The sequence below is a fragment of the Hymenobacter swuensis DY53 genome (assembly GCF_000576555.1).
GTDB classification, from domain to species: domain Bacteria; phylum Bacteroidota; class Bacteroidia; order Cytophagales; family Hymenobacteraceae; genus Hymenobacter; species Hymenobacter swuensis.
Genome location: NZ_CP007145.1, coordinates 2074385 through 2095810, shown reverse-complemented (window position 1 = coordinate 2095810; position 21426 = coordinate 2074385). Strand labels below are relative to the sequence as shown.

19 protein-coding genes are annotated in these 21426 nt (G+C 62.6%); 5 read left to right on the top strand and 14 right to left on the bottom strand.

The genetic code is table 11. The features are described 5' to 3' along the window. Positions 1-167 precede the first annotated feature (167 nt). From HSW_RS10275 to HSW_RS10260, 4 genes are all read right to left on the bottom strand, one after another. Positions 168-1724, bottom strand: a complete 1557-nt coding sequence (locus HSW_RS10275) for a RagB/SusD family nutrient uptake outer membrane protein (RefSeq protein WP_052346325.1) — start codon at positions 1722-1724, stop codon at positions 168-170. A gap of 12 nt (positions 1725-1736) precedes the next feature. Beyond that, positions 1737-5027, bottom strand: a complete 3291-nt coding sequence (locus tag HSW_RS10270) for a SusC/RagA family TonB-linked outer membrane protein (protein WP_052346324.1) — start codon at positions 5025-5027, stop codon at positions 1737-1739. A 205-nt stretch (positions 5028-5232) separates the two neighbouring features. Further along, positions 5233-6258: a FecR family protein gene (locus HSW_RS22770; protein WP_197031985.1), complete on the bottom strand. Its 1026-nt coding sequence runs from the start codon at positions 6256-6258 to the stop codon at positions 5233-5235. A gap of 289 nt (positions 6259-6547) precedes the next feature. Further along, entirely contained in the window at positions 6548-7162 is a 615-nt protein-coding gene (locus tag HSW_RS10260) for an RNA polymerase sigma factor (protein WP_052346322.1), read from the bottom strand. Between the two features lie 136 nt (positions 7163-7298). Here HSW_RS10260 and HSW_RS10255 point away from each other — a divergent pair, with 136 nt between their 5' ends. Next, positions 7299-7646 (top strand): low molecular weight protein tyrosine phosphatase family protein, encoded by a 348-nt coding sequence (locus HSW_RS10255; protein WP_044004479.1) that lies wholly within the window; start codon positions 7299-7301, stop codon positions 7644-7646. Between the two features lie 43 nt (positions 7647-7689). Next, positions 7690-8634, top strand: a complete 945-nt coding sequence (locus tag HSW_RS10250; protein WP_044001853.1) for a M90 family metallopeptidase — start codon at positions 7690-7692, stop codon at positions 8632-8634. 40 nt (positions 8635-8674) lie between these two features. Here the strand turns inward: HSW_RS10250 and HSW_RS10245 are convergent, their stop codons facing one another. The 3 genes from HSW_RS10245 to lgt all read right to left on the bottom strand — a co-directional run bounded on the left by HSW_RS10245 (position 8675) and on the right by lgt (position 10595). Then, positions 8675-8917, bottom strand: a complete 243-nt coding sequence (locus tag HSW_RS10245) for a hypothetical protein (protein WP_044004478.1) — start codon at positions 8915-8917, stop codon at positions 8675-8677. A 6-nt stretch (positions 8918-8923) separates the two neighbouring features. Beyond that, the gene (locus HSW_RS10240; RefSeq protein WP_044001852.1) at positions 8924-9499 is read right to left on the bottom strand and encodes an RNA polymerase sigma factor; all 576 of its coding nucleotides are present in this window, start codon (positions 9497-9499) and stop codon (positions 8924-8926) included. Positions 9500-9581: 82 nt separating this feature from the next. Next, positions 9582-10595, bottom strand: coding sequence for a prolipoprotein diacylglyceryl transferase (gene lgt, locus HSW_RS22765; protein ID WP_052346321.1), 1014 nt, complete (start codon positions 10593-10595; stop codon positions 9582-9584). A 273-nt stretch (positions 10596-10868) separates the two neighbouring features. On the opposite strand from lgt, the gene HSW_RS10230 reads away from it, so the two are divergent. The 3 genes from HSW_RS10230 to HSW_RS10225 all read left to right on the top strand — a co-directional run bounded on the left by HSW_RS10230 (position 10869) and on the right by HSW_RS10225 (position 13886). Beyond that, the gene (locus HSW_RS10230) at positions 10869-12725 is read left to right on the top strand and encodes a M2 family metallopeptidase (protein ID WP_044001851.1); all 1857 of its coding nucleotides are present in this window, start codon (positions 10869-10871) and stop codon (positions 12723-12725) included. Beyond that, on the top strand, positions 12725-13030 hold the full coding sequence (locus HSW_RS24235; protein WP_155832914.1) for a hypothetical protein: 306 nt from the start codon (positions 12725-12727) through the stop codon (positions 13028-13030). The genes HSW_RS10230 and HSW_RS24235 overlap by 1 nt, the downstream gene beginning before the upstream one ends. A 67-nt stretch (positions 13031-13097) precedes the next feature. Further along, positions 13098-13886: an alpha/beta hydrolase gene (locus HSW_RS10225; protein ID WP_231501389.1), complete on the top strand. Its 789-nt coding sequence runs from the start codon at positions 13098-13100 to the stop codon at positions 13884-13886. A 12-nt stretch (positions 13887-13898) separates the two neighbouring features. Here HSW_RS10225 and HSW_RS10220 read toward each other — a convergent pair whose 3' ends face one another. The 7 genes from HSW_RS10220 to recQ all read right to left on the bottom strand — a co-directional run bounded on the left by HSW_RS10220 (position 13899) and on the right by recQ (position 21404). Beyond that, complete coding sequence (locus HSW_RS10220) at positions 13899-14618, bottom strand: GAF domain-containing protein (protein WP_044001849.1); 720 nt, start codon at positions 14616-14618, stop codon at positions 13899-13901. A 9-nt stretch (positions 14619-14627) separates the two neighbouring features. After that, positions 14628-15347, bottom strand: a complete 720-nt coding sequence (locus HSW_RS10215; protein ID WP_044001848.1) for a pirin family protein — start codon at positions 15345-15347, stop codon at positions 14628-14630. Between the two features lie 145 nt (positions 15348-15492). Next, a complete protein-coding gene (locus HSW_RS10210) occupies positions 15493-16308 on the bottom strand; it encodes a LexA family transcriptional regulator (RefSeq protein WP_044001847.1) in 816 nt (271 codons plus the stop codon). 144 nt (positions 16309-16452) lie between these two features. Beyond that, positions 16453-17349 (bottom strand): hypothetical protein, encoded by an 897-nt coding sequence (locus HSW_RS10205; RefSeq protein WP_044001846.1) that lies wholly within the window; start codon positions 17347-17349, stop codon positions 16453-16455. A 4-nt stretch (positions 17350-17353) separates the two neighbouring features. Further along, positions 17354-18259, bottom strand: coding sequence for a hypothetical protein (locus HSW_RS10200; protein WP_044001845.1), 906 nt, complete (start codon positions 18257-18259; stop codon positions 17354-17356). 52 nt (positions 18260-18311) lie between these two features. Beyond that, positions 18312-19022: a DUF2306 domain-containing protein gene (locus tag HSW_RS10195; RefSeq protein ID WP_071883094.1), complete on the bottom strand. Its 711-nt coding sequence runs from the start codon at positions 19020-19022 to the stop codon at positions 18312-18314. 132 nt (positions 19023-19154) lie between these two features. Next, entirely contained in the window at positions 19155-21404 is a 2250-nt protein-coding gene (gene recQ / locus HSW_RS10190; protein WP_044001844.1) for a DNA helicase RecQ, read from the bottom strand. Between the last annotated feature and the right edge of the window lie 22 nt (positions 21405-21426).

Below are 21426 nucleotides of genomic sequence, written 5' to 3'. Positions count from 1 at the left end.
CGGGTTGGGTGGAAAGGAAATGGGGAACGGAAACGGCACCTGCGCCGGTACGGCGGCTGTAAGCCGTCGGGCCGGTTGTCATCTGATTCATAGCACGACGACGTAACAAAGTCAGCTCACGGCAACCGGCCCGACGGCTTCCAGCCGCCGGACCGGGCCGTGCAACGCTAATACCCCGGATTCTGGCCCAGTTGGCCGCCGCTCAAGTCAATCTGCTGCTGCGGAATGGGAAACAGCTCGTTTTTGCCTTTAGTGAAGGTTTTGCCCTGGGCCGCAAACAGCGGCACAATGCGGCCGGGCTGCACGCTTTCCTGGCGCACCAGATCAAAGAACCGGTCGTGCTCCAGGGCCAGCTCCACCCGGCGCTCCAGCCAGATGTTGGCCACCGTGGCCGGCCGGGCCGCCAGACCGGCGCGGGCGCGCACCAGGTTCAGGGCGGTTTGAGCGGCGGCGGTGTTGCCCAGCTGGGCGGCGGCTTCGGCCTGAATCAGCAGCACCTCGGCGTAGCGCAGCACCCGGATGTTCTTGGGCAGATAGTCGTTGTTGCCGCAGTTGCGCTCCTTGGTGCGGCTGTGGTAGGCCTTGTAGCTGTAGCGGAAGTTCTCCACCGAGTCCTTGGTCGGAATCCGGAACCCGTCCCAGAGCACGGTGCCCACGGAGCGTTGGCCGGCCGGGGCCGTGGGGTTGATGAAGATGATGGTGCCGGCCCGGCGCTTGTCGCCGGGCTCGTAGGCATCGGCCAGCTGCTGGGTGGGCGTGTTGAAGCCGAAGCCCAGGTCGGCCCAGCCGCCCCGGCCGCCGGCCCGTGGGCCCTGGCTCACGGTGTACAGGTTCACGGCCGAGTTGTTGCAAGAAGCATTGATGCCGGTCTGAATCTCAAACACCGATTCCTCGCTGTTGGCCCCCACTTCCCGCCAGATATTCTCATAGCTGGGAAGCAGGCCATAGTTGCCCGAGCGGCCCTGCACAATCTCGCTGGTCAGGTCGTAGGCCTTCTGGTAATCCTTCTGGTAGAGGTACACCTTGGCCAGCATGGCCTGGGCGGCGGCCTTGGTAGCGCGGCCGGTTTCGGTGGCCCCCTTCAGCGGCAGGTTATCCACCGCAAACCGTAGGTCGCTGATAACGAGCTGGTAGATTTCCTGGGCCGTGGCGCGCCGCTGCAACGCAGGGTCGTTGATTTCAGAGGCGGCGGGCACGCGGTCCAGCTTGGGTACGCCCCCGAAGAAGCGCACCAGGTTGAAGTAGAAGTAGCCGCGCAGGAAGCGTACCTCGCCCAGCAGGCGGTTCTTGGTGGCATCGGGGGCCGGACTCAGCGGAATCTTATCCAGGGCCTGGTTGGCGCGGTTCACGCCCTGGAAGTAGCCCTGCCAGGTGTTATTGACGATGGCGTTGGTGGAGTTCAGGGTGAAGTTGTCCACCTCCAGGGCCGGGCCGTAGTCCTGGGGCGTACTGCCTTTGTCGGAGTCGTCGGAGGCCACGTCGGTCAGCACCACGTACTGCAGGCCATGGGTATCGGCCCCGAAGCCGCCCAGGTAGAGCACGTTGTACACGCCATCTACCAGCTTCTGGGCGGCGGCGGGGTCGGTTTTAATCTGGTCTTCGGTGAGCTGGCCCTGGGGCGCAACGTCGAGGAAATCTTTGCAGCCCACGGCCCCGGCCGTGAGGGCCAGACCAAGGGCCGCCAGCCGGAAGCGGCGGGCAACGGGAGTAGATAGCACGTTCATGGGTGGGGCAGGCTAGAAATTGACGTTGAGGCCCAGCGCGAGGGTGCGGCTGGTGGGGTACGTGGTGGCTTCAATACCCGAATCCAGGGGGCCGCCCGGCAGCTCCGGCGTAAAGCCCGAGTAGTTGGTGAGCGTGAACAGGTTCTGGGCCGTGGCGTACACCCGCAGCGAGGAAATGCGGGCCCGCTTGGTGATGTCGGTGGGAATGGTGTAGCCCAGCACCAGGTTATTGAGCCGGATGTAGCTGCCCGACTCGATGAAGTAGGTGGAGTTGGGCGTGTTGTTTCGGATGGCGAACGGGTCGGTCTGGGAGGGGTTCGACGTGGTCCAGCGGTTGCGGGCGAAGTCGGCCTCCACGTTGTCGGTAACGGCCCCGGTTGCCTGCTTTTTGCGGTTGTACACGTCGTTGTTCACGTTGCCGCTGAACACGAAGGAGAAATCCAGCCCCCGGTAATTCAGCCCGCCGTTGATGCCGAAGTACATGGGCGGCTGGTAGGAACCAGCGTACACCCGGTCGCGCAGGTCAATGGTGCCGTCGTTGTTGGTGTCGGCGTACTTCAGGTCGCCGGGCTGGGGCGTGAAGAAGGTGTAACGCGGGTAGGCGTCAATTTCGGCCTGGTTCTGGAACACGCCGTCTGCCTTCAGCACGTAGAACGCGCCGGCGGCCACCCCGTTATCGGAGCGCGTGACGTTGTTGGCCCCGCCGAACAGGGCCTGCCCGCCGTTCAGGTTCTCGATGCGGTTTTTGTTGAAGGTGGCATTCACCCCAAAGTTGTAGCTGAAGTTCTCCCCCACCGTGTTGCGCCAGGTCAGGGCCGCTTCCACGCCCCGGTTGCTGATGTCGGCGGCGTTGGTGATGTACTGGTTATCGGGGTCACCGAACAGGGCCGGAATGTTCACCGGAATCAGCGCATCGGTGGTTTTCTTGCGGTAGTAAGTCACCTCACCCGAGAGGTGGTTGTCCAGCGTGGCAAACTCCACGGCCGCGTCGTACTCGGTGGTTACCTCCCAGCGCACGTCCCGGTCCTTGATCTGGCTGATTACCGCGCCCAGCACCGGCTGCCCGTTGAACACGTACGGAATGTTGGTTTCGGCCGTGGTGATGTAGGAGTTGGGGTCAATCTGGTCGTTGCCGAGCTGGCCGTAGCTGGCGCGCAGCTTCAGGAAGTTCAGCACGTTCTGATCCTTGAGGAAGCCTTCCTCGGTCAGAATCCAGCCCAGCCCCAGGGACGGAAACAGGCCCCAGCGCTGGCTGGAGTTGAATTTGGAAGTACCATCATAGCGCACGTTGGTAGTGAGCAGGTACTTGTCGGCGAAGGCGTAGTTGATGCGGCCCAGGAACGAGAGGCGGCGGTCCTTGCCCAGGGCTGGGGAGCCGTTCACGCTGGTGTTCGGGTCGCCGGTGCCCAGGTACCACTGGTTGGGGTCCTCGGGCACGTTGCGGCGCAGGCCCGAGAGGGAGGTGGTGTTGCCCTCCTCCATCACCGTGCCGGCCAGCAGCGTCAGGTTGTGCTTTTCGGCGAGGATGCGCTGGTAGGTGGCCGTGTTTTCCCAGAGGTAGCGGGAGCCGTTGATCTGGGTTACTTCCAGGCTGCTCTGGGGGTTGCGCTGGTTGCCGCCGGCCGTCAGGAACGTGGCCTCGTCGTTGAGGTACTGGTAGTTGTAGTTGCGACGGTTGTTGAAGATCACGTCCACGTTGATGGCCGAGCGCAGCGTGAGCCCCTCCACGGGCAGGAAATTCAGGCCCACGTTGCCCTGCAGGCGGTTTTCGTAGGAGCGGTTGTTGTTCTTCTCGATGTCGAGCAGCGGGTTGCCCACGTTGCCGAAGGCCGAGGTGTTGCCGTAGCGGCCGCCTTCTTTGGCCGTAATCAGCGGGGAGGCCCGGTAGGCGTTCTGGAAGGCCGCCCCAAAGTTCACGTCGCGGGTGTTGGCCCGGCTGAACGAGGCCTGTGAGTTGATGCTGAACTTAGGCGAGATGGTGAAATCGGTGTTGGAGCGCACCGTGAGGCGGGAGAACTTGTTCTGGATGGCCAGCCCGTCGTCCTGCAGCAGGTTGCCGCTGAAGTAGTACCGCACGCTCTCATTCGCCCCCGACACGGCCAGGTTGTGGTTTTGGTACATGGCCCGCCGCAGCAGCTGGTCGTACCAGTCAGTATCGGCGGAGCTGGTGGGCAGCGTGATGTTGGGCGAAGTGCTGCGCAGGTAATCAGTATACTGCCGGGCATCGGCCATTTTCACCAGGTGAGCGGCCTGCTTGAAGCCCACCGTGGTGTTGTAGCTGAGCACCGGCTTGCCCTGCTTGCCCTTTTTGGTAGTCACGATAATCACGCCGTTGGCCCCGCGCACCCCGTAAATAGCCGCCGCCGAGGCATCCTTGAGCACGTCAATCGTCTCGATATCGGAGTTGCTCAGGTTGCGGATGTCGGTGGTTTGCACGCCGTCTACCACGTAGAGCGGGTTGGCCCCGGCCAGCAGCGTGCCCGTGCCCCGGATGCGCACCGTGGGTTGGGCGTTGGGGGTGCCGTCGGTGGTAATCTGTACGCCGGCGGTTTTGCCCTGGAGCGCCTGGGTGGGCGTCTGCACCGGCTGGTTCACTATTTCGGCGGCCTCAATGCGGGCCACGGCCCCGGTCACGTCGGTTTTGCGCTGGGTGCCGTAGCCCACCACCACTACCTCATTCAGGGCCTGCGAGTCGGGGGCAAGGTTGACATCCAGCGTGGTGCGGCCGTTGAGCGGCACCTCCTGAATGGTGTAGCCCACGAAGGAAAACACCAGCGTGGCACCCTCGGGAGCCTGCAGGGTGTAGCGGCCGTCACCGTCGGTCTGGGTGCCGGTGCTGGTGCCTTTTACCACCACGTTCACGCCGGGCAGGGCGGCCCCTTTCTCGTCCACCACGCGGCCGGTTACGGTCACATCGGCCGTAGCAGCGGCCACGGCGGCGGGCTTCAGAATAATGCCGCTGGTAATGGGCTCATAGGCAATGCGCAACGGGTCGAGCAGGGCGTGCAGCACTTCGGCCAGCGGCTGGCCGGTGGCCTGAATGGTAACCCGGCGGCTGGCCCCAATCAGCTGGCGGCTGTACTGGAAGCGGATATCGGCCTGAGTTTCGATTTTGCTCAGCACGGTGTGAACCGTCTCGTTCTGCGCCTGCAGGGTAATGGGCTTCTCCAGAAACTCCTGCGCCGCGGTGGGCAGCGTGGCGGCGGTGGCGAGGCCACTGCTCAGCAGCGTGATACACAGCGGCTGCAGCAGTGCCGCCCTTTTCCAGGAAAAGGGCGAAAAGGCGTGTAGGGGGTGGTTCATGGAAAGGTGGGAATTGGTGAAACGCGCCCCGCCAGACGGCAGCGGCGCCGGAAACCGGAAAGAGGCGGCACTACCACAAGCCGGGCGTGGGAAGCCGACCAGGAGGGAGTTGTGGGGCCGCGAAAAGCAACGCGTACGGCAGAAGTCAGTGCATCATAGGCAGGTAGCAGGCAAGGCAGAACGAAGAGGCAAAGTCAAAACGGAGTTAGCGGGCGGCGCAGCCGGGGCTGCGGAACAGGATGCGGGCGTCGGCTTGCTGGTAGCTGGCTCCCAGGGTTTTGCAGAGCACGTCCAGCTTGTCGTAGAGGGAGGCGTCTGGCAAGTGAAGCGTCACGGTGCAGCCGGCCAGCGCCGCCGCGTCGTACTCGATGGTCACGCCGTAGGCTTTTTCCAGCGCGGCCAGCACTTCCGTCACGGGCCGGTCGTCGAACACAAACGACTGCGCGGCTACTTGCTGCGGCTCGGCCACCAGCTCGCGGGCCAGCGCGTGGCGCTGCGGCGAGTACACGGCCTGCTGGTTGGGTAGCAGCACCAGCCCCGCCGGTACCGGCGCAGCCGACCCGCCCGGCAGCGGCTGTACCCGCACGCGCCCGGTGCGCACCTGCACCACCACGGGTGCTTCGCTCAGCGGGGCCTGCACCCGGAAGCTGGTGCCCAGCACGGTCGTTACCACCTGGCGGGTGTACACCCGGAACGGATGGGCTTTGTCGTGGGCGACTTCAAAAAACGCCTCGCCCTGCAGGTACACCGTGCGGTGCTGCGCGGCAAACCGTCCCGGATACTTCAGTTGCCCGCCCGGCGCTACCCGCACGGTGGTACCATCGGCGAGGCGGATGGTATGGGGCTGCGTGGTGGCGTTGGTATATAGCTGCCAGCGGCTGGCCTGGGCCGTGGCAACGGGTGCCGGGGCTGCCGGCCGCGTCAGGAGCTGCTGGGCCCCTACGCCCACGGCCGCCGCCAGAGCCGCCGCGGCGGCCCAGCGGCCCACCCGCCCGTACCAGGGCCGCAGCGGCCGGACCGGTGGGCTCAGGTCCTCGGCCTGCAGCGTCTGGCCCTCAATGCGCTGCCACATGGCCGCCCGTACTTCGGCCTGCTCGGCCGGAGTCAGCTCCGGCGGTACCTGCTCGTGGTTCAGCAGGTCGTACCACTGGTCAACCACACGGATTTCTTCGGGCGTGCATTCCCCCCGCTGATACCGCTGCAGCAAAGAATGAATATCGGTTGGATTCATAGCATTCAGCATGAAGTGAAGGGGCCGGCTATTGATACAGTCGATTGACTGGCGTGGAACCCTAGCCAGCCCCGCATTTTTTTATAAAAAAGTTTGTCTTCCGACTGGGAATCGGCCTCCAGCAATGAAAATCGACTGTTCTGGCGGCACTTTTCAGCCACCGAGCCGGAGCCGCTGCGCACTGCCGTCTTATCCGCCACGGGGTTAGTCAATCAACACCAGGACAACGAAGCGGCAGAGATGCTTCGACTTCGCTCCGCTGCGCTCAGCATGACGGCCTTTCGCAACCTCACTCCCACCACTGCCATACCGCCAGCAGCAGCAGAAAGTCGCGCAGGCTCACGCGCAGGGCTTTCAGGGCGCGGGTGAGGTGATATTCCACGGTTTTGCGCGACAGGTGTAGGTGCTCGGCAATTTCCGGCACCGACTGATGCTCCAGCCGGCTCAGCCGGAACACCTCCCGGGTATGCTCCGGCAGGTGCAGCAGGCTGTCCAGCAGCGCAAAGCTCAGGTCGGCGGCGGCCACGGCTTCCTCGGTGCTGTGGTCGGTGGTGCTCAGGTGCGGGCGGGCGCGTTCCAGGTAGTCGGCCCGGGTGAGGCGTTGCCGCAGGGCATCAATCACGCGGTACTTCACGGCCGTGAGCAGGTAGCTGGCCAGGTGCTCGATGGTCTGCTCGTGCCGCTTGTGCCACAGCCCCACAAACACGTCCTGCACCACTTCCTCGGCGGCCTCGCGGGAGCCCAGCCGCCGATGAGCCGCCGTCAGCAGCCGCTGCCAGTACCGCTCGTAGATTTCGGCAAAGGCCTGGCCGTCGTCTTCCCGCAGGCCCTGCACCAGCGCCGCCTCGGAGCGGGCCGCGTACAGCTGGTGACGCGTAGCGGATAAAGGAAAGGGAGCAGACATAAGCGGGGCCGCAGGCCGGGGTTGGGAGCAGGAACCTACAAAATTCCGCTAATTCCACTTACGGGCCGCCATCCCGGCCGGCCTTTTTACTTTTGCCGATGGTCCGGCTGCCGGGCCCTGAATTGCTGCCGTGTCCGTGCCTGACCTCTCCCCCGCCAAACTCCTGTTCATCTGCAGCCAGAACCGCTGGCGCAGCCTCACGGCCGAACGCCTGTTCGACCACCACCCGACCATTGCCGCCCGCTCGGCCGGCACCGAGCCCGGGGCGCGGGTGCGCGTGACGGCCGGCCACCTGGGCTGGGCCGATACAGTGGTGGTAATGGAGCGCAAGCACGCCGACTACCTCCGCCAGAAATTCCCCGATGCCCTGGCCGGCAAGCGCCTCATTACCCTCCGCATCCCCGATAAATTCCAGTTCATGGACCACATTCTGCAGGACCTGCTGCGGGAGCGGCTAACCGAGCACCTGGGCCTGGACTGGTAGCGGCCGGCAACCCCGCAGGCCGGCCCTGCGTTGAGCCTGCACCATGCAGTACCTGTTGTTTGCCGCCCTGGTAGCCGTTGTCGGCTACGCTTTCTACCGCTACCTCACCCGCGAGTCCCGCCTGAAACAGGCTGCTTTGGCCGCCGAATTCCCCGCCGCCTGGCAGCAGATTCTGGCCGAGCGGGTGGCCTTTTACCTGGCCCTGCCCCCCGAGGCCCGCACCCGGTTCGAGCAGCGCGTGCAGGTGTTCCTGGCCCGCACGCGCATCACCGGCGTGCAAACCGAGGTAGACGACACCACCCGCCTGCTGGTGGCGGCTTCGGCCATTATTCCGGTGTTTGGGTTTCCTGATTGGGAGTACGCCAGCCTGAGCGAAGTACTAATTGTGCCCGACGCCTGGGCCCAGCAGCGCGACCCGACTAAGGAATTTGTGGGCCTGGAAGGTACTCTGCTGGGCTCGGTGCAGGGCTTCCAGACCTCGCAGTACATGCGCCTGTCGAAATCCTCGCTGGAACAGGGCTTCCGCGACGCGCTGGACCGCCAGAACGTGGGCATCCACGAATTTGCCCACCTGCTGGACGAGGCCGACGGCGTCATCGACGGCGTGCCCGGCCTGGCCCTGCCCGCCGCCCTGCGCCCCGAGTGGGAAGCCGTGATGCAGCGCGAAATTGCCGCCATCCGGGCCGGCAACTCCGAAATCAACGACTACGCCGGCACCAACGAGGCCGAGTTCTTTGCGGTAGTCACGGAGTATTTTTTCGAGAAGCCCGAGAAGCTGCAGGAGCATCACCCCGAGCTGTACGGGCTGCTGCTGCTGGCCTTCCGCCAGAACCCCAAAAGCCGCTTCCTGCGCCGCGCCACCGACCCGCGCGAGTGGCTCCGCAGCCTGCGCAGCCGCCGCAAGTTCGGCCGTAACTCGCCCTGCCCCTGCGGCAGCGGCAAGAAGTACAAAGAGTGTCACCAACTGCAGGAATCCGCCGCCGCGTAGCCGGGCATTGCAGCTAGCCTACTCGTCCGGATGCAGGCGTTTAGCGCACGGCTGATAAAGTTGTGTCCGCATTCAGCACCAGCACCAGAGCCACCGCGGAAAAGGCGTACACCGAGCGACGCAGCCACGTGGGCAAGGCGAGAGGCTGGGGCTGCTGAGCCGCCAGACGGTCCTGAAGCCGGGTAAAGAAATAAGGCCGCGGCTCCGGTGGCCCCTCTGACCATGAGCGCAGCAGCGCGGTCCAGGCTTCGTCGTCTTCGGGCAGGTTCGGGGAAGTAGACATGGAAGGTCAGGCTAGATGGGGATGGAGGAATTTGCGCAGGCTTTGCCGGGCGCGAAACAGCAGGGACTCGACGGCGGACTGGCTGATATCTAGCACGGCGGCTATTTCCTCGTAGCTCAGCTCCTGCTCGTGGCGCAGGGTGAAGGCTACCTGCTGGCTGTCCGGCAGGCGGGTTATGGCGTCGAGGAGTTGCTGCTGTTGCTGCCGGCCTTCCAGCAGCGCCAGCGGGTGCTGGTTGTCGGGCCGCTCGTGCAGTGCTTCCTGGTTGGCCCCCAGCAGGGAAGTCAGGAAGGCAAAGCGCTTTTTGGCCCGGGCCTTTCGCCGCTGTTTCAGCGCCTGGGAAGTAGCCAGGCGGTAGAGCCAGGTGCTGAGGGCCGCCTCGCCCCGAAACCGGCCAATGGTCTGATAGACTTCCACGAATACCTCCTGGGCCACGTCCTCAGCCTCTTCGGGTGAGCGGAGCAGGCTCAGGGCCGTGCGGTACACAGGCCCCTGGTACCGCTCGACCAGCGTGCGGAAGGCCGCCGCCTGCCCCGCCTGCAGCTGGGCTACCAGCTCCGCATCGGTAAGGAAACTACTCACGCGGGCAGCAGCTGAAGGGCCATGAAAGAGCGGGAATGAAGCGCAGGCAGAGTTTTGAGGTAAAGCATATTCATAGCGCGCCCTACCTGTGGTTGGCGGCTGGTAAAGAACCGACTATCCGACCGGTTGGCAAAGGCTCGTCTACATCTCGCGGGGCGTAGCCGTACGGATTTTGCTGGTCCTTGCCGGCGCGCCATAGCAGCCACAGGCCCACCAGAATGGGCGGCAGGCTGAGCAGCTGGCCCTGGTTGAGCAGGTTGTCCTGCTCAAATGCCACCTGGGCTTCCTTCAGAAATTCGCCCAGGAAGCGCTGCGTGAACAGCAGCACCAGAAACAGACCGAGCAGCAGCCCGCGCGGGGTGCGCTCTTTGGTGCGGTTCCAGCGGTAATAAAGCACCCCCACCAGCAGCACGCAATACAGGGCTTCGTAGAGCTGGGTAGGGTGACGCGGCACGGCCATTAGGGAGTCGGGACCGATGGGCGAGTTGGCGGGCAGTTCCTGGTGGCGGACCTCGCCGGTGGGCAGCAGTTCGGGGCGGGCTACCAGCACGGCTCCGGGGGGCAGCGGGCGGGTGGCAGGCAGCAGGTGCCCGGTGTCGCGCGGAAATACCACGGCCCAGGGCACGGTAGTGGGGTAGCCGCCAATTTCGGAGTTCATAAAATTGCCCAGGCGGATGAGCGCCCCGCCAATGGCCACTACCAGCACAATCCGGTCGAGCACCCACAGCACATCAAACCGGTTATTGCGGGCAAACAGCCAGCAGGCCAGCGGAATACCCAGCGTAGCCCCGTGCGAAGCCAGCCCCCCGTGCCACACTTTCAACACTTCCAGCGGATTGTGCAGCAGCATATCGGGCTCGTAAAACAACACGTGCCCCAGGCGCGCGCCCACCACGGTGCCCACCAGCACGTAAAGGGTCAGCACATCCACCCAATGCGGCGAGACTCGCTCGGTGCGGAAAATATGCCGGAACACGGGCGTGCCCACCACAAAACCCGCCATGAACAACAGTCCGTACCAACGCAGCGCGACCGGGCCAAGCTGGGCAATGACGGGGTCCGGACTCCAGACCAGGTAAGCAAGCAGAGAAGTCATAGGCGGCAACGGGAAAAGGGTAGCTCCGGGCCGGAGCAGTTAAGGCAGCAAGGGCGCTGCACTGCCTTAGGACCCGGATGCGGCAAAAACTTGCGGTGTTCCCCAACTTTTATTTTCCAGCGCGTCCGGTACCCTTGCACTTCCCGCAGCTCGATGGTCTGCTGACCGAAAAAAACTTGATTTTGGCTAGTTGTCGGCTGGCGTTTCTCCTCTCCTTTCGGTCAGCGCCGGGCGGTGTACCTTTACAGACGTTCCAGTTATTTTTCCTGCCCTATGAAACGCTACCTCCTGCCTACCCTCACGGCCGCCGTGCTGGCCTCCTGCGCCCCCACGGCCAAAGCGCCCGTCACCTCGGCCCCACCCGCCGCTACCCAGCCGGAACCCGCTACCCAGCCCGCCGCCCCGTCGTGGCCGGAGCAGGCCGAGGCGTTCCTGAAAGAGTATTCGGCCGAGTACGTGCGGCTGTACACGCAGTCGTCGGAAGCCGAGTGGCGCTCTAACACCCGCATTGTGGCCGGCGACACGGCCAACGCCGGCGCTACGGCCCGGGCCAACGAGCGGATGGCGGCCTTCACCGGCTCCACCCAGAATATTCAACGCCTGCGCGAGCTGCTGGAGCACAAAGACCAATTATCCGAAATTCAGGTAAAGCAGCTGCAGACGGCCCTTTACAACGCCGCCAATTCGCCCCAGACCATTGCTGAGGTGGTGAAGCAGCGCATCAAGGCCGAAACCCAGCAGACCGAGAAGCTCTACGGCTTCGACTACAAGTACCAGGGCAAATCGGTCACCACCAACGACCTGGACGAGCTGCTGCGCAAGGAGAACAACCCGCTGAAGCGCCAGCAGATCTGGGAAGCCAGCAAGGCTATCGGCCCCACCCTCAAGGACGGGCTGCTGAACCTGCGCGACCTGCGCAACCAGACGGTGCAGGCCCTGGGCTACCCCGACTACTTCAGCTACCAGGCCTCCGATTACGGCCTGAGCCGGGAGGAGATGATGACGCTGGTGCGCAAAATCAACGAGGAACTGCGCCCCCTGTACCGGGAGCTGCACACCTACGCCCGCTACGAGCTGGCCAAAAAGTACGGCGTGAAGCAGGTGCCCGACTACCTGCCCGCCTCCTGGCTGCCCAACCGCTGGGGCCAGGACTGGAGCGCCATGGTGGACGTGAAAGGCCTCAACATTGACCCCGTGCTGGCCAAAAAAGGCCCCGAGTGGCAGGTGCAGCAGGCCGAGCGGTTCTACCAGAGCCTGGGCTTCCCGGCGTTGCCCGGCTCGTTCTACGAGAAATCGAGCCTGTACCCGCTGCCCAAGGGCGCGACCTATAAGAAGAACAACCACGCCTCGGCCTGGCACATGGACCTGAACCAGGACGTGCGCAGCCTGATGAGCGTGGAAGGCAACACCGAGTGGTACGAAACCACCCACCACGAGCTGGGCCACATCTACTACTACCTCACCTACACCAACCCCGAAGTGCCACCCCTGCTGCGCGGCGGGGCCAACCGCGCCTACCACGAGGCCATGGGCTCCCTCATGGGCCTAGCTGCCACCCAGAAACCCTTCCTGGCGGGCCTGGGCCTGGTGGACGCCAAAGCCAAAACCGACCAGACCCAGACGCTGCTGAAGGAAGCCCTGAACTATGCCGTATTCATCCCGTTTGCCTCGGGGGTAATGAGCGAGTGGGAGAACAGCTTCTACGCCGATAAGCTGCCTGCCGACCAGCTCAACGCCCGCTGGTGGGCGCTGGCCAAGCAGTATCAGGGCATTGTGCCCCCTACCACCCGCGGCGAGCAGTACCTCGACCCGGCCACCAAAACCCACATCAACGACGACCCCGCGCAGTACTACGACTATGCCCTCTCGTACGTCATCCTGTTCCAGCTGCACGACCACATCAGCAAGCAGATCCTGAAGCAGGACCCGCACGCCACCAACTACTACGGCAACAAGGAAGTGGGCGCGTTCCTGGCCGACATCATGCGGCCCGGGGCCAGCAAGGACTGGCGTACCGTGCTGAAGGAAAAAACCGGCGAAGACCTCTCGGCCCGCGCCATGGTGGAGTACTTCCAGCCGCTGATGGCCTACCTGAAACAACAGAACAAAGGCCGCAAGTACACGATGTAATGGGCAAGGAACTTCGGCTTAGCGGCCAGAATTTCAACCCGGAAGCGGCGCTGCAATTTGTGCAGCGCCGCTTCTATGTAGCCCGTCACAATACGTCGGAGAGGCTTGACCTTTTTGCCAAGCAGCCTGATTCTGTTTCATTGAATGAGACTATAGCTTGGCCTCCAGCATTTGTGACAGTAGAAAATGATGGATTTTACTTCTGCGACAATCTTCTTCCTGATGCAGATTCAGCACTAATCTTTAAAGCTTTGTGTGAGTTCATGCTTACTACCAATGAAAAGATTTTAGTGACAGAACTCTAGTAAGTGAAGCATGAAAACTACCTGTAAACTCTGCTGTCTACTTGTATTTCTTCTGGTAGCTTGTGCCTTGTCAGCTGAAGCTCAAACGCAGGCTGCGCCGCTCAGCATTGGCCAGACGTTTACCATTGCCTCTAAAGTATTGGGCGAAACGCGGCGCATCAACGTGTATCTGCCGGCCGGCTACGCGGAATCGGCGAGCATGCGCGTGCCGGTGCTGTACATGCCGGATGGCGGAATGGCCGAGGATTTCCTGCACGTGGCGGGGTTGGTGCAGGTGTCGGTGGGCAACGAAACCATGCGGCCCTTCCTGTTGGTGGGCATCGAAAACACGGAGCGCCGCCGCGACATGACCGGCCCCACCACCAACGAGAAGGACAAGAAAATAGCGCCGCGCGTAGGTGGCTCGGCCGCGTTTCGCCGGTTTGTCCGCACCGAGCTGATGCCCGAAATCAAGCGCCGCTACCGCACCACCGAGGAAACGGCCGTGGTGGGCGAATCGCTGGCCGGCCTGTTTGTGGTAGAAACCCTGCTGCTGGAGCCCGACCTCTTCACCACCTACCTGGCCTTCGACCCCAGCCTGTGGTGGAACAGCCGCAACCTGGTACAGCAGGCTCCCAAATTCCTGGCCACCTACAAAGGCGCGTCTAAAGCCCTGTTTATTGCCACCAGCAACGAGCCTGAAATTGTAACCGACGCGGGCGAGTTTGTAAAGGCCCTGCAAACGGCCGGCAACCCCGCCGTTCGGTGGTTTTACGAGCCCATGCCTCAGGAAACGCACGGCACTATCTACCACCCGGCGGCGCTCCGGGCATTTCGACAACTGCTTCGGCCTGCCGCTGCGGTGCCGGGCAAATAGGACATGTTGTGCTTATCCAACCGCCAACACTTCCCGTAGGCGGCGGTCCAGCACCTTGGCAATACCCGCCAGACGCCGCAGCACCAGGTCTTGGATTTCAGGGTCATCAAGGTTGATGCCGTGGTTACGGGTGACTAGGTAACGGGTCAGTGCGGCATTGTCGTCGATGGTACCGGAGAGTTCCTGTTGGGCCGCGTCCCAGTGGTCGGCCTGGTCGGCATCAAGGTACTGGAAGCGGAGCTCAATGGTGCGGCTCACCAGATCGGCCAGACGCGTGAGTACGTCCTCCTCCGTGCTGGAAAGCGTGCGGTACTCGCGGCCAATGACGGCCAGCATACCGATGCGGGCCCCACCGGGCATGCGCAACGCCGAGCCGGCATAAAAGTTCAGGCCCAGCGCCTGAGCCACATCGGGCTTGATGAGCTGGCAGCTCTCAGCTTTGTAATCGGAAGTGATGATGGGCGTATCCACCAGAATGGCGGCCGAGCACATGCTTTCGGTGCGCGGCAGGCCGGGCACCCCTTCGGCCCCGGTGACGGCCTTGAAGTGTACGTACTCGTCATCCACCAACGAAATCAGCGAGATGGGCGTGCTGAACAGCTGGGCGGCCCAGGCTACGTACTCGTTGAAAATGGGTTCGGGTGCAGTCCCGGCAATCTGATACAGGTGCAACGCCCGGAGGCGGATGGCCTCGTCGGCCGGCAGCAGATGCTCAGGATAAGTAATACTCATGCAGGACGGTTAATAATTGATTTCGCGGGCCGGCAGATCAATGAGAATGAACTGCGCATCGTGCGTGGCCTGTATTTCCAGTACGTGCTCGTCGGTAGAGCGGATTTGGTCGTTAGGACCCAGATCCACCCCATTCACGAAAACATTGCCCTCCTTCACGTACAGGAAGGTATTGCGAATGGGAAACGTTTTGAACATCACCGATTTGCCCTTGCGCAGATTGCACCAGTACACCGTGCTGTTGGAGTTCATGTACACCACATCTTCCAGCACCTTCTGGCCCGAAACCAGCGGCACCAGCTCGTTTTTGGTATCGAGGAAGTCCACATCCTTCTGCTCATAGCTGGGGGCTAAGCCCTTCTGATTGGGCAGAAACCAGAGCTGGTAGATGTGAGCCGCCTTATCGGTGGCGTTTTGTTCGGAGTGGGCCAGGCCGGTGCCGGCCGTCATGCGCTGCACCTCGCCTTTTTTGATGGTGGCCTTGTTGCCCATGGTATCCTCGTGCTGCAGTTCCCCATCCAGCACCAGGGTCACAATCTCCATTTCGGAGTGCGGGTGCTGGGGAAAGCCCGAGTTGCCCTGGATGGTGTCGTCGTTGAACACCCGCAGCGGGCCAAAATGCACGTTTTCGGGGTCGTAGTAGTCGGCAAAGCTGAACAGGAAGTAGCTATTGAGCCAGGCTACGGGGGCGGCGTGAAAACGGTCGGTGGCAGGAATGAGCTTGAGCATCGCAGAATCGGGATAAGTGGTGCCCCGCTTACGCAGACGCCCGCCGATAAGTTAAGCCCCGGCCGCTTTCTGCTCCTTGCCCCACCAAAAAGCCCGACCACCGGAACCGGCAGTCGGGCTTGCAGGGGCAACCCATTATCAGGGCTTATACTTTTTTCATGATGCTGACCTGCTGCTGCAGATCGAGCACGATGCTGGCCAGCCGGTTGAGCGAGAGGTCAGCAATGGGGAAGGTGCTGCTGATGTAAGCCTTGGCTTCCCAGATTTCCACCACGTCCTCCACGTCAATCTGGTAGGGCGAGTACAGCGGGTTATCGGAGTGCAGGGCCAGCATGGCGGCATCCTTGAGGCGGTTGAACACGCGCTTGAACACGATGCCCTCCTTACCCGATACCACAATGCAGGGCGTACCATCCTTGAGGCTCATCCAGTCATCCACGTAGCGGCCCACGATAACGGTACCGCTGGCAATGGGCAGCATGGAGTCGCCGGCAATTTCGAAGGCGCGGTAGGTGCCGGTATTGCCCAGCATGGGCAGCCGGAACTTAGGCAGTTCCTCCAGGTACTCAGGGTCAGCGTAGCCGTTGAGGTAGCCGGCCGCCGCCTTCTGGGGCACCAGCTCAATATTCTCATTCTGGTCACGGTCGACCGTAAGGGCCAGAATCCGCAGATTATTGCCGGTCCGGTTAGCGGTAGTCTCAGTAGCTGCCATTTGGGTGGCCTGGGCCTGCAGCTGGGCAGCGGCTTTTGCGTTCTTCCGCTTAGTAAAGTCCGTGGTTACCAGCGCGTCCAGCGTAATACCGAATAAGCGGGCCATGTTCACCAAGGTGGTGAGCTTGGGTTCGGCCCGGCCTTCTTCGTAAGCGCCCACGAGGGAGCGTTTGATACCGAGCTTTTCGGCCATCTGAGCCTGCGTGAGGCTCAGCTCGCGCCGCCAGAATTTGAGGTTGGTGTTAATCATAACGCAGGGGAGCCGGGGAATAGGGCTGCGACGGCAAGCAAGTACCGGCTCACGAAGATACGAACCCGTTTACGCGAATACTAATTCAATTAGCTGAAATTTTTACTAAGAATTTCAGGAAGCTTCGCGTTGTCCACGTAGACTTTACTGAATGGCAGTAGCATGGGCCGCTGCTTTCGTCGGCTCAGCCCACCATTCCTCGTTTTCCCAGTAGCTGTCCCAGCCCAGCCTGGCGTATTTGGGGTTGATGACGATGTCCCGCTCACCCACCTCGAAATCCTGCAAAACGTGCTCGGCAAAGCCCGTCACGTTTTCTACCAGAATAAACGGTTTTACCAGCCCCATCTGGCCGCTGGTCCACTGCCCGTCAAACAACAGATCAGCCCCGCGCGCACCGGCAGTCTTGCGCAGGGATGCCGACCACAACCCTTGCTGGTCGGTAACGGCTACATCCAGCACGGCTCGGCCCGCGAAACGCCCGGCCCCGGCCACCTCCCGCCAGTCGAAGTTTCCGGTCAGCGTGTAGTAGCCTACCGCCTTCTCGGCATTGGGCAAGCGGATAACGGTCATCATGCGCATAGCTTCCTGCTGCTTTTCGTAGGCTTGCTCGGCTTTGTTCAGCGCGGGCTGCCGTTGCAAAGCAGTCAATTCAATGACGCCCTGCAAGTCCTGTATTTTCCCTTTAAACCGGCTTTTGGCCGTGACAAGCAAGCGGCGTGGCTGGGTGGCATCGGGCCGCACGCGCAGCAGCACCACCTCAATGCGGTGACGGTCGGAGCCGAAGAAACCGTTGTAGGGCACGACCTCCTGGGTGTTTCGGACCGACTGCAGCAGCGGAGCCACCGCGTACTGCTGCAGAAACCGGGTCAGTTCCTGGTCGGGCAGCGGCGCGGGAACGGGGGGCGGAATAGGCAGCAGCCGGGAAGGCGGCAGTGGGGGCGGCGGCAAAACCGAGGCGGCCCGCTGCGTAGTGGTGGCCTTTTTGGGCTGGCAGGTGGCAAACAGCCCCACCACACAGGTTACGAGCAGAACCGGACGCATAGCCTTATAAAGAGGTGCTGATGGTAGTAGCCGTGTCGGGGGCGGCCTCCGGCTCCTGGGCCGTTACCTGGCCGGGTTCGGCCCACCATTCTTCGTTCTGCCAGTACGTGTCCCAACCCAGCCTGGCGTACTTGGGGTTGAAATCCGGGTCCCGCTCACCAATCATAAAGTCGCGGAAGATATCCTGCTGGTAATAAAAGATGTTTTGCACCCACAGCACAGGCTTTTGCTGCTGAGTTTCGGGATTCTCCCAAGTGCCCTCGAACAGTATCCCGCCACCCCGCGCGTTCTTTTTTGGGTTGCGGGTAAACAGTTCCACGATACCTTCATCGGGCACTGAGAAATCAATCAGCACCTCACCCCTGAACACGCCGGCACCTTTGTAGCCAGCATCTTCGCGCAGCGTGAAAGTACCCAGCGCGGAGTAGGCGTTGCGCTGGTTCAGTTCCTTATAGTATTCCTTCGTGGCTTTATCTATTGCCTGCTGGGGCACTTCGGCCGGGGGCTGGTTGGCAAGCTGGGTCAGCAGAATATCCCCTTCAAAGGGTGTAATGGCCTTTTTAAAACGATTTTTGCCCTTGACAAAGTAATGGGCCGGATTGGCCGGATCCTGCCGCACCTCCAGCATAGCAAACTCAATGCGGTAGTGGTCGGGGCCGTAAAAACCGTTCATTACCTCGTGGTCATCAGGCTCTTTGGCAATAATGGCGGCCAGACTATACTCCCTAAAAAACTGCAGTTCCTGCGCCGACAGGGCCGATACAGTAACGGCTGGAGCAGCCGCCGGGGCTGGTTGCGCGGCCACCGCTTTGATGGTAGCGGTGGTCGTGCTGACAGCCGTAGCAGCGGGTTTTTGCTGACAACCGGTCAGCAGGGCGGCGCAGGTGGCAGCCAGATAAACAGGACGCATCGGGAACACAAATAACTAAGTCGGACAACACTTCTACCGGAAAATATACAACTTATCCGATACCTCCAGCCACCGTCGGCGACGGCACTGCCGCCGACGCCACCCGCAGCCCAAACGCCCGCAGGTACCACCGCCCCAGCCCTGCCTGCACCAGCAGCTCCGTCAGCAGCAGGTTACCGGTCCAGGAAAGCCACACCACGGTCAGGTAGGTTTCAATGGGCTTGGTCTGGAAGAAGTAATAGAGGCCGTAGCTTTCCAGGCGCAGGCTCATGGCAGCCAGCGTAACGGCGTAGGCGCGCAGCATCCACTCGGCGTGGGGCAGCCAGCGCCGCTGCCGGGCCTCCCGGTACGCCTGCCACGTTACCAGCCACCACACCACGCACTGCAGCGTGAAGCCCACTTTGGCCGGCAGACCGCCGTTGGCGTACAGGGCCAGAATCAGCCCCGACGGAGCCGCCAGGGCCAGAATGCTCGACACGTACACCTGCCCCAGTCGTCGGTGCAGGCGCGGCCAGCGGCGGTATAAGGTCGGCACCAGCTGTACCAGCCCGAGCACCAGCACCCACCAGCTACTGGTGATGTGCACGTAAAATCCCACCCGAAACCACGGGTTGTCGTTCACGGCAGCCGGCTTGGTAGTCAGGAATAGGATGCCTTTCTCAAACCCCAGGTAGGGCAGCACCATCGTGAGCATCCGGAGGCTGAAAGCTGCTACCGCCAGCAAAACCAGCAACTGCCCGAAGCGTTTCAGAACCGGAGTCAACAGAGGTGAATTTGTAAAGTGGTGAATTTGTGCCGGCGTGCAGTAGCGCGAACTTTGTAGTTCGCGTCTCCGCGCCGTTGGAATGGCTTTGAACGGCGCGGGGGCGCGAGCTACAAAGTTCGCGCTACTGGCCTACCCTTTCAGCCGCTTGAAGTACATCAGGGCCAGGCGCAGGCGGAAGTAGTCGTACTGTTCGCGCAGGTGGTCGAACAGGTCGCGGAGCATGGGCTCCCCGCCCAGCTGGGCCTGGGCCGTCTGGATGGTGGCCAGGTCCTGGGGCGAGAGGAAGTCCTCAATGCGCAGGTCGAAGCCCTTGGCGTAGAGCGTGCTCAGGTGGGTGTGCACCGTGCTCAGGGCCAGGTTGCGCCGCTCGGCAATGGCCTCGGGGCTCAGACCCATGCGGTGCAGCTGGTAGGTGGCTTCCACGGTGCTGCCGGCGTCGGTGCTCACCTCCTTTTTGCGCGGGGCCCGGGGTGCGCCTGGGTCGTCGGGGTCGAGGTTGATGGACAGGGTATCCTCGTCCAGGTCGGCGAGGGCGGCGGGGTTGCCGCCGTGGGCCAGCACCTCCCGGATGAAGGCCTCGCCGTAGTTCTCAAACTTCTTCATGCCCACCCCGGAAATACCGAGCATAGCCACCCGGCTCACCGGCCGCTCGGCCGCCATTTCCTGCAGCGTGGAGTCGGTGAAGATGACGTACGGCGGCACGCCCTGCTCGTCGGCGATGCGCTTGCGCAGGGTGCGCAGGGCCTCGAACAGTGCCGCTTCGGGCGAGGCGGCCACGGGTTTGGCCGCGGCGGCTTTGCGGCCCCGGGGCGTTTTTTCGGCTTTCTCGGCGGGCTGGAATTTCTTCATCAGCACGTTGCGCTGGCCCTGCAGCACTTCTTTGCCCAGGGCTGTAATTTTTAGCGAATAGCCTTCCTCGTAAGCAATGTAGAGCAGGCCGTCGTTGAGCATCTGGTGCACGTAGCTGTACCAGTCTAGGTAGGGCAGGTCGCGGCCCGCGCCATAGGTTTTAATCTGGTCGAAGCCACCGCTGAGCACGGCCTGGTTGCGCATGCCCCGCAGCACGTCAATGAGCAGGCTGATGCTCATCCGCTCCCGGCCCCGCATCACGGCCGACAAGGCCTTCTGGGCCAGCTCGGTACCGTCGAAGGTGGTGGGCGGGTTGCGGCAGATGTCGCAGTTGCCGCAGTCCTGGGGCAGGGTTTCGCCGAAGTAGTTGAGCAGGATTTTGCGGCGGCAGCCGGCGGCCTCGGCAAACTGCTGCATGCGCTCCAGCTTGGTGAGGTTGAGCTGGGTGAGGTTGGGGTCGTCCTTGGAGAGCATGTCGCGCAGGCTCATCACGTCGGCGAAGCTGTAGAACAGCACGGCCGTGCCCGGGGCCCCGTCGCGGCCGGCCCGCCCGATTTCCTGGTAGTAGCCCTCGATGTTCTTGGGCAGGTTGTAGTGAATCACCCAGCGCACGTTGCTCTTGTCGATGCCCATGCCGAAGGCGATGGTAGCCACAATCACCTGCAGATCATCTTTCAGAAACCCTTCCTGCACGGCGGCGCGCTGGTTGGGCGTCATGCCGGCGTGGTAGAAGCCGGCCTTGATGCCCTTGGCCTGAATTTTCCCGGTCAGGGTTTCGCACTGCTTGCGCGAGAGGCAGTAAATAATGCCCGACTCGCCCTGGTGGCGCTCCAGAAACTCCAGAATCCCGCCCACGCGGTCCTGCCCCGGCCGCACAATCAGGTTCAGGTTGGGCCGGTCGAACGACGAGAGGAACACCCGGGGCTCGTTCAGGCGCAGCTGCGTCTGGATGTCGCGCTGGGTGAGGCGGTCGGCGGTGGCGGTGAGGGCAATGATGGGCACCTGCGGAAACTGCTCGCGCAGCACCCGCAACTGGGTGTACTCGGGTCGGAAATCGTGGCCCCAGCTGGAAATACAGTGGGCCTCGTCAATGGCGAACATGCTGACGCGCATGCGCTTGAGAAAGGTGAGAAAGCCCTCCGACAGCAGCTTCTCGGGGCTCACGTAGAGCAGCTTGAGGTAGCCGTTGAGGCAGTCGGCGGCAATGTTGTTCTGCTCGCTCTGGCCCACGCTGCTGTTGATGTAGGCGGCCGAAATGCCGTTGGCTTTCAGCGCTTCCACCTGATCCTTCATCAACGCAATGAGGGGCGACACCACCACGCACACGCCCTCCTGCACCACCGCCGGCACCTGAAAGCACACCGATTTGCCCCCGCCCGTGGGCATGAGCACCACCGTATCCTGCCCGCTTAGCACATTGCTGATGATGTCTTCCTGCATGGGCCGGAAGGAATCGTAGCCGTAGTACTGCTTGAGGACTTTACGGGCTGATTCGAGCGTGGGAGCGAGTGGTTCGGCGGCAAATAACATGGGGTAAAGATAAGGCTAAACC